Raw genomic sequence first — 12,391 nt, 5'->3', positions numbered from 1 at the left:
CCCCGGGGGTGCGGCGGTCCCGTAACTCGCCCAGATTCTGAGGGACTCAGACGTCCCGCTTCTCCAGCAGCGCGAAGGCGGCGGCGAACGCGGCGGCCGTCGCGGCGAGGATGATCCACAGCGGGTCCCAGCCGGACGGGCCGGACTCGCTGAGGGAGTTGGCGTAGAAGATGCTGAGCTGGTTCGGGATGGAGTACTCGAACAGGGCGTCGCGCACGGCCCGCAGCGACTCCGAGAACATGAACAGCGCGATCACCAGCGGGGCGAGCACGGCGCCGATCATGATGGTGATGGCGCCCGCCGAGTGCCGGATGATCGAGCCGACGGCGAGCGAGAGCAGACCCAGCAGCGCGACGTAGGCCGACATGCCGACCGTGGCCTTCAGCCACTCCCCGCCGGTGGGGGACTTGGCACCGTGGCCCTCCAGCATGGCGACGTGCAGGAAGGCGACGAGGGACGAGGACACCAGCGTCACCACGAACGCGACCAGGAAGAACACGATGCCCTTCGCCGCCAGCACCCGGCCGCGGCTCGGGCACGCGACCATCGTGGTGCGGACCATGCCGGTGCCGTACTCCGAGGCCGTGGTCAGCACGCCCAGCGTGATGAGGCACATGCTGCCCAGCAGCAGCCCGAAGAAGCCCAGGCCGAGCGGGCTCTCACCGGACAGGGCAGGGTCGGAGTTCGCCACCACCAGGCCGGTCAGCAGGCCGATGCCGACGACGAGCAGGACGAACACGCCGAGCGTCCACATGGTGGAGCGCACCGACCTGATCTTCGTCCACTCGGAGGCGATGGCGTGCCCGAGGTGCGTGCGCACGACCGGGATCGGCGAGGTGTAGCCGGGGGCGGGGTAAGCAGAGCCGGGGGCCGCCGCCTGCCAGGTGGGCGCGGCCTGCGGTGTCTGGGACTGGGGGCTGCTCATCGGGCGTCCTCGGGCTTGGTCAGGTCGGAGGTCGGGGCGGGAGCCGGCGCGGCGGCGGGCGCCTGCGGGGGCATGGACGGCTGCGCGGCCGCCTGCGCGGCCGGCGCGGCGGCGGACTGCGCAGGGGCCTGCGGGGGAGCTTGCGGCGCCTGGGGCGCGGGCTGGGCGTACGGGTTGGGTGCTCCCGCGCCGGGGGCGCCGGGGGCGCCCGGAGCGGACCCGGGCGCGCCTGGAGTCCCGGGCGCCCCGTACGGGCCCGCCGGAGCCTGACCCGGTGCGCCCTGCGGCGGCATCGGGAGCGGCTGCCCGCCCTGCTGGGGCGGCGGCGGGGCGTACCAGCCCGGCTGGCCCTGCCCCGGCACCGGCATCGGCGGCTGTGCGCCGGGCGGCAGCGGCTGCTGGAGGCCTTCCTTCTGGTCGATGGTCGAGCGGTAGTCGACGGCGCCCTGCGTCATCCGCATGTACGCCTCCTCCAGCGAGGCCTGGTGCGGCGACAGCTCCCACAGCCGTACGTCGGCGTTGTGCGCGATGTCGCTGATGCGGGGGAGGGGCAGCCCGGTCACCCGCAGCGCGCCGTCCTGCTCGGGCAGCACGTGCCCGCCCGACTCGGTGAGCGCGGACGACAGCTTCTCGCGCTGCTGCGGCTCGGTGTCGGGGGTGCGGACCCGCGCGAAGTCCGCGGAGTTCGCGGAGATGAAGTCCGTGATGCTCATGTCGGCGAGCAGCTGTCCGCGCCCGATGACGATGAGGTGGTCGGCGGTCAGCGCCATCTCGCTCATCAGATGGGAGGAGACGAAGACCGTACGGCCCTCCGCTGCCAGCGCCTTCATCAGGTTGCGCACCCAGAGGATGCCCTCGGGGTCGAGGCCGTTGACCGGCTCGTCGAACAGCAGCACCTGCGGGTCGCCGAGCAGCGCGGCGGCGATGCCGAGCCGCTGCCCCATACCGAGGGAGAAGCCCTTGGACCGCTTCCTGGCGACGTCCTGCAGGCCGACGACCCCGAGCACCTCGTCCACGCGCCGGGCCGGGATGCCGGACAGCTGGGCAAGGCAGAGCAGATGGTTGCGGGCCGCCCGGCCGCCGTGCACGGCCTTGGCGTCCAGCAGGGCACCGACCTGGCGGGGGGCGTTGGGCAGCTTGCGGTACGGATAACCCCCGATCGTCACCTGCCCGGCCGTCGGGTTGTCCAGGCCGAGGATCATCCGCATCGTCGTCGACTTGCCCGAGCCGTTCGGCCCGAGGAAGCCGGTGACGGCTCCGGGCCGCACCTGGAAGGAAAGGTTGTGCACAGCGGTCTTGTCGCCGTAGCGCTTCGTCAGGCCGACTGCTTCGATCATGCTCCGCACCCATCGCAAGGTTCAGGACAGCGGGGCACACGCCCCCCGTAAGGGTTAGGAGGATATCGAGGCGCTGACGGTTCCGCCCAAATCAAAGTAAAGGGTGGGGCCCCGAAGGGCCCCGACAGCCTCCCCCACCCGGTCTCCGCCCAGCCTAGGCGTCGCGCTTCTTCAGCAGCACGTACCCGCCGATCAGGGCCGCGAGCACCCACAGCCCCATGATCCCGAGGCCGCCCCAGGGACCGTACGGGGTGTCGTCGCCGATCGGCGTGACCACCTGCATGATCTTGCTGCCGGCCTGGTCGGGCAGGAACCGGCCGACCTTCTTCGTCGCGTCGACATTGCCGAGGATGTTGGAGATCAGGAAGAAGAACGGCATCAGGATGCCCAGCGACAGCATCGGCGAGCGCAGCATCGCGGCGACGCCCATGGAGAACATCGCGATCAGGGCCATGTAGAGGCCGCCGCCGAAGACGGCCCGCAGCACACCCTGGTCACCGATCTCCGCCGCGTGCTCGCCGAGCATCGCCTGCCCGAGGAAGAACGCGGCGAAGCTGGTGACGAGCCCGACCAGCAGGGCCAGCCCCGTGGCCACCGCGATCTTGCTGAACAAGAAGGAGCCGCGCTGCGGTACGGCGGCCAGCGAGGTGCGGATCGTTCCGGTGCTGTACTCGTTCGACACCACCAGCACGCCGAACACGATCATCGCGAGCTGGCCGAGGCTCATCCCCGCGAAACTGATGAACGTCGGATCGAACTCCGCCCGGGCCTGCGCGTTCATGCTGTCGAACTCGTTCTTCGACAGCGCCGAGATCAGCATGCCGAGGGCGACCGTCACGACCACCACCAGCGAGAGCGTCCACACCGTGGACGCCACTGACCGGATCTTGGTCCACTCCGACCGTACGACCTGGGTCGTCGCCATGCTCAGCCCCTCTTCCAGCCGTCGCCCCACTGCTGCTGTGGCGGCTGCGGGCTCGTCTCGCTGTGTGCGTGGTACTCCACCGACGCCGCGGTCAGCTGCATGAACGCCTCCTCCAGCGAGGCCTGTTGCGGGCTCAGCTCGTGCAGCGTCAGCCCGTGCTGCGCCGCCAGCTCGCCGACGTGCTCGGCCTTGCCGCCGTCCACTTCCAGCACCCCGTCACCGCTCTGAACGGCCACGATCCCGGCCTGGTGCAGCACATCGAGCAGCCGCTCCCGCTGCGGGCTGCGGACCCGGACGTACGACCGTGAGTTGCGCGCGATGAAGTCGGCCATGGAGGTGTCCGCGAGCAGCCGCCCCTGCCCGATGACGACGAGGTGCTCGGCCGTCAGGGCCATCTCGCTCATCAGATGGGAGGAGACGAACACGGTCCGGCCCTGGGCGGCCAGCGACTTCATCAGGGTGCGGATCCAGTGGATGCCCTCGGGGTCGAGGCCGTTGACCGGTTCGTCGAACATCAGGATCCGCGGGTCGCCGAGCAGCGCGGCCGCGATGCCGAGCCGCTGCCCCATGCCCATCGAGAAGCCCTTGGTCTTCTTCTTCGCGACCGCCGTCAGCCCGACCGTCTCCAGCACCTCCCGCACCCGGCCGCTCGGAATGCCGTTGCTCTGTGCGAGGCACAGCAGGTGGTTGTAGGCGGTGCGCCCGCCGTGCCAGGCCTTGGCCTCCAGCAGGGCGCCGATGTACGTCAGCGGGTCCTTGAGCTGCTGGTAGTGCTTGCCGTCGATACGGACGTCGCCGGCGGTGGGGTGGTCGAGACCGAGGATCATCCGCATGGTCGTGGACTTCCCCGCGCCGTTGGGCCCGAGAAAGCCGGTGACGATGCCTGGTCTGACGGTGAAGGACAGGTTGTTGACCGCCACCTTCTCGCCGTAACGCTTGGTCAGCCCCTCGAGCTCAATCATGCCGCCACGCTAGAACGTGACAAAGCCCTCTGCCACCCGAGCGGCAGAGGGCTTTGCGGAGATTCAGACTCCGTATGCCCCGGTGTTACCGGGACTGCTGGGCCGGGACCCCACGGGAGATCGGCTCGTCCTCGGCCGGCGTACCGGCGGCGGCGACCGCGGCGCCCGTGAGCGTCGCGAGCATCTCGCGGACGTTCGTCAGCTGGGCGTTGATGCTGTCGCGGCGGTTGGTGAGGGCGGCCAGCTCGCGCTCGGATTCCGAACGGATGCGGTCGGCCTTGGCGTTGGCGTCGGCCACGATGTCCTCGGCCTGGCGCTGGGCCGTCTCCACCGTCTGGCGGGCGCGGCGCTCGGCGTCCGTGCGCAGCTTCTCCGCCTCCAGGCGCAGCTGCTCGGCGCGGTGCTCGATCTCGGCGAGGCGCTTCTCGGCCTTGGCCTGACGGGACGCCAGGTCGCGCTCGGACTGCTCCCGGCGCTTGGCGAGGTTCGTCTCGAAGTCCGCGGCGGCCTGCGCGGCCTTGGCGCGGGTCTCCTCGAAGAGGGCGTCCGCCTCCTCGCGCTTGGACTGCGCGTCCTTCTGCGCCTCGGAACGCAGCTGGGAGGCGTCACTCTTGGCCTTCTCGACGATCCGCAGGCCCTCGTCCTCGGCCTTGGCCTTGCGCTCCGCGGAGTACGCCTCGGCGTCGTTGCGCACCTGCTGGGCCGCCGACTCGGCGAGCTCACGGTGCTGCTCGGCCGCGCGCCGGGCCTCCTCGCGCAGGTCCTTCGCCTCTTCCTCGGCGAGGCGGAGAATCTTCTCCACGCGCGCACCGAGACCCGCGTACGACGGCTCGGCGTCGGTGACCTGGGCCTGGGCGTTCTGCGTCTCGAGGTGGAGCTCTTCGATGCGCTTTTCCAGAGCGGTGATGCGGGCGAGAGCGCTGTCACGGTCGGAGACGAGCTTGGAGATACGTTCGTCCACCTGAGCGCGGTCGTATCCACGCCGCACAAGCTCGAAGCCGTAGGGGGAAGTGTCGCTCATGGGGTTCCTGTCGAATGAGACCGGTGAGGTGATAGGTGGAATCCTAGGGGCCGAAACGGTGTGTCATCGAGCGGATGCGCGTTTGATCTGGAAAATGAGACCCCTTTTGAGTGGCTAAGCGGCAGAGGGCTTGCCAAAACTCGGTCAAAGCCCCGCAGGGGCGCCCCAACGCCCCCGCGCAACCCCATGGCCCGAAGCGTCCGTCCAAGTGTGGCACGGGCCGCCCGAAGGCCCTAGCTATCCGAGGACTTGCCACCCGAACGGGGTGCGCCGACCGTCGCACCCGCCTTGACTCCGTTGTCCTTGCCCCCGGCCGGGGCCTCGAAGGACTCCAGCGCCTCCAGGACGTCCTGGACACGCGAGATCTCGGCGTTGATGTCCTCGCGGCGGCGGACCAGGACCTCCAGCTCGCGCTTGCCCTCCTCGACCGTGCGCTTGGCCTCGCGGATCGCCTCGGCCTTGAGCTCCTCGGCCTCCCGCACCAGCGTCGACTTCTTCTGCTCGGCCTCCTTGAGCAGCCCCTCGGCCTTCTTCACCGCGGCGATACGGACCTTGCCCGCCTCGGAATTGGCCTCCGAGACGATCTCCTTCGCCTTCGCCTGCGCCTTCGCGAGCTGCTCCTCGGCGGCCTTGACGAGCGCGTCGCAGCGGTCGCCCGCCGACTTCATCGTCTCCGCCGACTCCCGGCGGGCCCGCTCGTGCAGCTCCTCGATCTCGCCCGTGATGCGGTCGCGCAGCTCCTCGGCGCGCTCCCTGATCTGCGTGGCGTCCCTACGGGCGCCCACCAGCAGCTCGTCCGCGTCCGTACGGGCCTTCTCCACCAGCGAGTTGCCCTCGACCGTCGACTCGGACACCAGCCGGTCGGCCTCCGTGCGGGCCGCGCCCACCATCGTGTCGGCCTGCTTCTCGGCCTCCGCGGTGGTCTTGTGCGCCTGCTGCTGCGCCTCGCTCAGCAGCTTGTCGGCCTCGGCCGTGGTCTCCGAGATGAGCTTGTCGACCTGCTCGGCCGCCTCGGAGCGCCGCTTGTTGGCGTCCTTGCGGGCCTCGTCCAGGGTGCGGTCGGCCTCCTCGCGCGCGGTGGCGACGAGCCGCTCCGCCTCCGCCTCCGCGTCGGCCTTGACGCGCCCGGCCTCGCTGCGGACCCGCTCGGCGTGCTGCTGCGCCGAGCCGACCGTCTCGGCGGCCTCGGCCCGCAGCCGCTCCGCCTCACCGGTGGCCTCCCCGACCAGCTGGTCGGCCTTGGCGACCGACTCGGCCCGGACCCGCTCGGCCTCGTTCAGGGACTCGGTGCGGACCCGCTCGGCCTCGGCGACCGTCTCCATTCGCAGCCGGTCGGTCTCCGCGACCGTCTCGGTCGTGAGCCGCTCCGCCTCGTTGCGCGCCTCGGTGATGAGGGCGTCCGCCTGCGTCGCCGCGTCCGACCGGATGCGGTTGGCGTCCTCACGGGCGTCCGCCCGGGTGCGCGAGGCGTTCTGCTCGGCCTCGGCGATGGCGTCCGACGCCTCCGTGCGCGCCCGCTGGGCATGCTCGGAGACCTCCGTACGGATGCGCTCCGCCTCGGCGATCGCCTCGGACATGGTGCGCTCGGCGAGCGCCTTGGCGGCCTCGGTCTCCTCGTGCGCCTCGCGCCGCAGCCGGCCGGCGTCCTCGCTCGCCCGCTCCCGCTCCGCGTAGGCGTCGGTACGGACCCGGTCCGCCTCCTCCTGGGCCTCCCGCCGCGTCCGGTCCGCGACGTGCTCGGCGGCGCTGCGCAGCCCGGCGATCTCGTCCTGGGCCTGCTCGTGCAGCCCCGCGACGGAGTCCCGGACCTGCTGGGCGTGCTGCTCGGCGGCGGACACCATCTCCGTGGCCCGCCGGTCGGCCTCCTCGACCAGCCGTACGGCCTCGGCCTGCGCCTCCTCCACGCGCTTGCGCGCCGAGGCCAGCAGCTCCTCGCTCTGCTCGCGGGCCCGCTCGCGCTCCTGGTCGGCCTCCTGCCGGGCGCTGCCGAGCAGCTCCTCGGCCTCGCGGCGCCGGCGGTTGGCCTCCTCCTGGGCGGCGGCCAGCGTCTCGGACGCCTCCGTGCCGAGCCGCTCGGCGGCGGCCTGCGCCTCCGCGCGCATCCGGTCGGCGCTCTCCTGCGCCTCCGACTTCAGCCGCTCCGCCTCGTTCGAAGCCTCCGAGCGCAGGCGTACGGCGACGGCCTCGCCCTCGGCTCGCGAGGCGGACGCGTCGGAAGCGGCCTCGTCGCGCAGCCGCTCGGCCTCCGTCTCGGCCTGCTGCTGGAGCGTACGGATCCGCTCCGCGGCCTCGGCGCGCAGCCGCTCGTTCTCCTCGGCGGCCTCGCGGCGGATCCGGTCGGCCTCCTCACGGGCGTCCGACAGCGCCTGCTCGGCGGCCGTCAGCCGCTCCTCGGCCTCCGCCTGGAGCCGCGTCAGCTCCTCGGCGGCCTCCGCGCGGCGGGCCTCTATGGCGCGCTCGGTCTCCTCGTGCAGCTCCACCGCCGCGCGCTCGGCCTCCGCCTTGAGGCCCTCGGCCTGCTCGACGACCTCCTCGCGGTGCCGCTCGGCCTCCTGCCGGGTGCGCTGAAGGGTCTCCTCGGCCTGCCGGCGCAGCGTCGTCGCCCGCTCGATGGCCTCGGTGCGGACCTTCTCGCTGTCCCCCTGGGCGTTCGTGCGCAGCTCGTCCGCGTCCGCCTTGGCCTTGGCGAGCAGCTCCTCGGCGGACCTCGCCGCCTCCTCGATCTGCGCCACGGCCTCCTTGCGGGCCTCGGCGCGGATCTTCTCGCCCTCTTCGACGGCGTCCGCACGCAGCTGCTCGGCGTCGCCGCGCAGCCGGCGGGCCTCCTCCTGCAGCTCGACCGTCTTGGCGCGGTACTCCTTGGTGTCGTCCTTCGCCGTGCCCTTGAGCTGCTCGGCGATGTCGTGGGCCTCGGCGCGCAGCCGGTCCGCCTCGGCCTCAGCCTCCGAGCGGATCCGCTCGGCCTCCTCGGCCGCGGCCTTGGTGGTCTTCTTGGCGTCCTCGGACGCCTTGTTGAGGACCTCCTCGGCGGTCCTGGCCGCCTTGGACAGCTGGGTCGCGGTCTCCTCGGCGGTGGACGTACGGGCGTTCTCGGAGGCCTCCGCGACGATCTTCTCGGCCTCGGCACGGGCGTCGGCGACGAGCTGCTCGGCCTCGGCCTTGGTGTTCTCGGCCTCCTTCGTGGCCTCCTCGACCAGCCGGGCGACCTGCTCCTTGGCGGTGCGGGTACGCGTCTCGTTCGCGGACTCGGCACTCGACAGGGCCTTGGCGGCGGCCTCCTTGGCCTCCGTGACCAGCTTCTCGGCCTCGGCCTGCGCCTTGCGCAGCGCCTCCTCGGCCTCGGCCATCCGCTGCTCGGCGGCCTTGCTCAGCTCCGTGGCCTCGCGGCGCGCGGACTCCGACTCGGTGGCGGTGGACGTCCGCAGCTGCTCGGCGTGGTCCGTGGCCTCCTGGGCCTGCGAAGACGCCGCGTTGAGGAGCCGTTCGGCGTCCGTGCGGGCACGCCGAAGGATCTGCTCGGCCTCGGCCCGGGCCTCCTCGGCCGCGCTGGTCAGCCGCTGCCGGGCCTCGCCGGTCAGCCGCTCGGCCTCAGCGCGGGCCGTGGCCATGGCCTGCTCGGCCTCGGCCCGGGACTCCTCCAGCAGGCGCCGGGCCTGCTGCTCGGTGCGGGCCCGCAGCTGCTCGGCCCAGGCCACGTTCTCGTTGACGTGCGACTCGACCGTCTGGCGGCGCTCCGCCAGCTCCTGGTCGAGCTGCTGGCGGCGGGTCACCGCCTCCTGGTGCAGCTCAGACTGGAGCCGGGCCGCCTGCTCGGCGTGCTCCTGGAGGATCCGCTGGGTCTGCGCCCGCGCCTCGCTCAGCTCACGGTCGGCGTCCGTCCGGATCTGGTCGGCCTGCATCTGAGCGTTGCGCAGCAACTGCTCGGCCTGCCAGCCGATGTCGCCCCCCTCGAAGGAGGGCCGGGACATGATGGTGCGCCGCGCCTCGTGCAGCTTGGCACGCAGCACCTCGACCTGGTAGCCGAGGTCCTCGGCGTGCTGGATCGCCTTTTCCCGTTCGGTCTTCAGCCGCTTCATCTCGGCTTCGAACCGAGAGAGGTGGTCGACGTCAGCCGCCGGCTCTCGCTCCTGGCTCTCGTAGCCCCGCACTGCGCGGTCCCATCCGTCCCCTGGTCGCAACTCTCTCCAAACGAGCTCCGTCCATCCGCCGAACGGGGCCCCCGGGGAATGGTGTCAGATCATCGGCGGAGCATGGGCTGCTGCCCCGACGCTCGTCCCCCGAAACCCGGACCCCGGAATGCGGTCGCCGCAGACTGAGCGGTGACCGCACCCAACCCTACCGGCCCATATGTACGAGGGTCAGTGCTCAGGTGACTCAACAGGCGCCGAAGTGACCAGTTCTGTCAGTACGCCATGACAGTCCTTGGGGTGCAGGAAGGTGATCCGTGACCCCATGGAACCGCGTCGCGGCTCTTCGTACAGCACGCGTACGCCCTTGTCGCGGATGTCCGCGGACTCCGCGTCCACATCCGCCGTACCGAAAGCGATGTGGTGGACGCCCTCGCCGTTCTTGTCGAGCCACTTCGCGACGGTGGAGTCCGGGCGGGTGGGCTCGAGAAGCTGCAGGTACGAGGCGCCGCCGTCGGACGTATCGTTGATCTTGAGCATGGCCTCGCGCACGCCCTGCTCCTCGTTGACCTCGGAGTGGAACACCTCGAAGCCGTAGGTGGCACGGTAGAACTCGACGGTCTTGTCGAGGTCGAAACAGGCGATTCCGATGTGGTCGATTCGCGTCAGCATGGATTCAGTGCAGCGCTCCGGAGGTGGTTACGCAACGTGCGCGCGATCACACCGACAGCCGGATGACGGGGTGGAGTACCGGTCAGTACATTCGAAGTAAACCCTCGTTCACTCCTCGGCTGTGCAGCCGGTAAGGGGATTGCGGCTCATGTCTTCTGCAACGACCAGCTCGGTGATCGTCTCGGGCGCGCGTACGCCCATGGGACGGTTGCTCGGATCGCTCAAGTCCTTCTCCGGAGCCGACCTCGGCGGCTTCGCGATCAAGGCCGCCCTCGACCGTGCGGGGATCGGCGGCGACCAGGTGCAGTACGTGATCATGGGGCAGGTGCTCCAGGCCGGGGCGGGGCAGATCCCGGCGCGCCAGGCCGCGGTCAAGGCCGGCATCCCGATGAACGTGCCCGCGCTGACCATCAACAAGGTGTGTCTGTCGGGCCTGGACGCGATCGCGCTGGCCGACCAGCTGATCCGTGCGGGTGAGTTCGACGTGGTCGTCGCCGGCGGCCAGGAGTCCATGACCAACGCCCCGCATCTGCTCCCCAAGTCCCGTGAGGGCTTCAAGTACGGCGCCGTCGAGATGATCGACGCCATGGCGTACGACGGTCTGACCGACTCCTTCGAGAACGTCGCCATGGGCGAGTCGACGGAGAAGCACAACACCCGGCTGGGCATCGGCCGGGCCGAGCAGGACGAGATCGCCGCGCAGTCGCACCAGCGGGCCGCGGCCGCGCAGAAGAACGGCCTGTTCGACGCCGAGATCACGCCCGTCGAGATCCCGCAGCGCAAGGGTGACCCGGTGCTGTTCAGCAAGGACGAGGGCATCCGGGGCGACACGACCGCCGAGTCCCTCGGCAAGCTCCGTCCGGCGTTCGCCAAGGACGGCACGATCACCGCCGGTTCGGCGTCGCAGATCTCCGACGGAGCGGCGGCCGTCGTGGTGATGAGCAAGGCCAAGGCGCAGGAGCTCGGCCTGGAGTGGATCGCCGAGATCGGGGCGCACGGGAACGTGGCCGGGCCCGACAACTCGCTGCAGTCCCAGCCGTCCAACGCGATCCTGCACGCGCTGAAGAAGGAGGGGCTGGGCGTCGAGGATCTCGATCTCGTCGAGATCAACGAGGCGTTCGCGGCGGTGGCCGTGCAGTCGATGAAGGATCTTGGGGTGTCCACCGAAAAGGTGAATGTCAACGGTGGCGCCATCGCCCTGGGTCACCCGATCGGGATGTCCGGTGCGCGTCTCGTACTGCATCTCGCGCTGGAGCTGAAGCGGCGGGGTGGTGGCGTGGGCGCGGCGGCGCTGTGCGGTGGCGGTGGTCAGGGTGATGCGCTGATCGTGCGGGTGCCCAAGGCCTGATTTCCGGTACGTCCCTTATCTGAACGGAGCTGTGATGCAGGACGTCTCCACCCTGGTGGCCCAGGCCAGGGAAGGCCGGCCGCGGGCCGTGGCCCGGCTGATCTCCCTGGTGGAGGGGGCGTCCCCGCAGTTGCGGGAGGTCATGGCGGCGTTGGCCCCGCTGACGGGTGGGGCGTATGTGGTGGGGCTGACCGGGTCGCCCGGGGTCGGCAAGTCCACGTCGACCTCGGCGCTGGTCTCCGCCTACCGCAAGCAGGACAAGCGGGTCGGCGTGCTCGCCGTCGACCCGTCGTCCCCGTTCTCGGGCGGGGCGCTGCTCGGGGACCGGGTGCGGATGTCGGAGCATGCGTCGGATCCCGGGGTGTACATCCGTTCGATGGCGACGCGGGGGCATCTGGGCGGGCTCGCGTGGGCCGCGCCGCAGGCGATCCGGGTCCTCGACGCGGCCGGCTGTGACGTGATTCTGGTCGAGACGGTGGGTGTGGGGCAGTCCGAGGTGGAGATCGCCTCGCAGGCGGACACGTCCGTGGTGCTGCTGGCACCCGGGATGGGGGACGGGATCCAGGCGGCCAAGGCCGGGATCCTGGAGATCGGTGACGTGTACGTCGTGAACAAGGCGGACCGGGACGGGGCCGATGCGACGGCCCGCGAGCTGAACCACATGCTGGGGCTCGGGGAGTCGCGGGGGCCGGGTGACTGGCGTCCGCCGATCGTGAAGACGGTCGCCGCCCGGGGGGAGGGCACGGAGGAGGTCGTCGAGGCGTTGGAGAAGCACAGGGCCTGGATGGAGGAGCGGGGGGTCCTGGCGGAGCGGCGGGCGGCTCGGGCGGCGCGGGAGGTCGAGACGATCGCGGTGACGGCGCTGCGGGAGCGGATCGGGGATCTGCACGGGGACCGGCGGCTGGGGGCGTTGGCCGAGCGGATCGTGGCCGGGGAGCTGGATCCTTATCGGGCGGCTGATGAGCTGGTGGCGGGATTGACGGAGGGCTGAGCGGGGGTGCCTGCGGCGGCCTGTGGCACTTTGGTGGGGGTGCGCGTAGCGCCTATCGCCGGGTGGTGGGTCGGGGCCGCGCC

9 protein-coding genes are annotated in these 12,391 nt (G+C 71.2%); 2 read left to right on the top strand and 7 right to left on the bottom strand.

The genetic code is table 11. From position 1 onward, the window contains the following. Positions 1-46: 46 nt before the first annotated feature. The 7 genes from ACWIF2_RS37970 to mce form a co-directional block, all read right to left on the bottom strand. Entirely contained in the window at positions 47-925 is an 879-nt protein-coding gene (locus ACWIF2_RS37970; protein WP_454365898.1) for an ABC transporter permease, read from the bottom strand. Continuing rightward, positions 922-2,262, bottom strand: coding sequence for an ABC transporter ATP-binding protein (locus ACWIF2_RS37965; RefSeq protein WP_454365896.1), 1,341 nt, complete (start codon positions 2,260-2,262; stop codon positions 922-924). The genes ACWIF2_RS37970 and ACWIF2_RS37965 overlap by 4 nt, the downstream gene beginning before the upstream one ends. 154 nt (positions 2,263-2,416) lie before the next feature. Beyond that, positions 2,417-3,187 carry an ABC transporter permease subunit gene (locus tag ACWIF2_RS37960; protein ID WP_454365895.1) on the bottom strand — a complete coding sequence of 257 codons (771 nt, stop codon included), beginning with the start codon at positions 3,185-3,187 and terminating at the stop codon, positions 2,417-2,419. A 2-nt stretch (positions 3,188-3,189) separates the two neighbouring features. Further along, positions 3,190-4,149, bottom strand: a complete 960-nt coding sequence (locus ACWIF2_RS37955) for an ABC transporter ATP-binding protein (protein ID WP_454365893.1) — start codon at positions 4,147-4,149, stop codon at positions 3,190-3,192. A gap of 85 nt (positions 4,150-4,234) precedes the next feature. Continuing rightward, entirely contained in the window at positions 4,235-5,170 is a 936-nt protein-coding gene (locus ACWIF2_RS37950) for a cellulose-binding protein (RefSeq protein ID WP_454365891.1), read from the bottom strand. Positions 5,171-5,403: 233 nt separating this feature from the next. Beyond that, positions 5,404-9,318, bottom strand: coding sequence for a polarized growth protein Scy (gene scy / locus ACWIF2_RS37945; protein WP_454365889.1), 3,915 nt, complete (start codon positions 9,316-9,318; stop codon positions 5,404-5,406). A gap of 210 nt (positions 9,319-9,528) precedes the next feature. Further along, entirely contained in the window at positions 9,529-9,969 is a 441-nt protein-coding gene (mce, locus tag ACWIF2_RS37940; RefSeq protein ID WP_454365887.1) for a methylmalonyl-CoA epimerase, read from the bottom strand. 148 nt (positions 9,970-10,117) lie between these two features. Between mce and ACWIF2_RS37935 the strand changes: the two genes are divergently transcribed. Further along, the gene (locus tag ACWIF2_RS37935) at positions 10,118-11,317 is read left to right on the top strand and encodes an acetyl-CoA C-acetyltransferase (protein ID WP_454365885.1); all 1,200 of its coding nucleotides are present in this window, start codon (positions 10,118-10,120) and stop codon (positions 11,315-11,317) included. A 34-nt stretch (positions 11,318-11,351) separates the two neighbouring features. Next, positions 11,352-12,308, top strand: a complete 957-nt coding sequence (gene meaB, locus ACWIF2_RS37930) for a methylmalonyl Co-A mutase-associated GTPase MeaB (RefSeq protein ID WP_454365883.1) — start codon at positions 11,352-11,354, stop codon at positions 12,306-12,308. Positions 12,309-12,391: the final 83 nt, after the last annotated feature.

It is taken from the genome of Streptomyces sp. NPDC055506, from assembly GCF_053643595.1.
Note: the sequence above shows the minus strand (reverse complement) of the source record. Positions and strands in the feature narration are given on the sequence as shown.

What these genes read in the sequence shown, in the direction of transcription:
- ACWIF2_RS37970 (WP_454365898.1), bottom strand. Translation starts at nt 925, where the DNA reads ATGAGCAGCCCCCAGTCCCAGACACCGCAGGCCGCGCCCACCTGGCAG.
- ACWIF2_RS37965 (WP_454365896.1), bottom strand. Translation starts at nt 2,262, where the DNA reads ATGATCGAAGCAGTCGGCCTGACGAAGCGCTACGGCGACAAGACCGCT.
- ACWIF2_RS37960 (WP_454365895.1), bottom strand. Translation starts at nt 3,187, where the DNA reads ATGGCGACGACCCAGGTCGTACGGTCGGAGTGGACCAAGATCCGGTCA.
- ACWIF2_RS37955 (WP_454365893.1), bottom strand. Translation starts at nt 4,149, where the DNA reads ATGATTGAGCTCGAGGGGCTGACCAAGCGTTACGGCGAGAAGGTGGCG.
- ACWIF2_RS37950 (WP_454365891.1), bottom strand. Translation starts at nt 5,170, where the DNA reads ATGAGCGACACTTCCCCCTACGGCTTCGAGCTTGTGCGGCGTGGATAC.
- mce (WP_454365887.1), bottom strand. Translation starts at nt 9,969, where the DNA reads ATGCTGACGCGAATCGACCACATCGGAATCGCCTGTTTCGACCTCGAC.
- ACWIF2_RS37935 (WP_454365885.1), top strand. Translation starts at nt 10,118, where the DNA reads ATGTCTTCTGCAACGACCAGCTCGGTGATCGTCTCGGGCGCGCGTACG.
- meaB (WP_454365883.1), top strand. Translation starts at nt 11,352, where the DNA reads ATGCAGGACGTCTCCACCCTGGTGGCCCAGGCCAGGGAAGGCCGGCCG.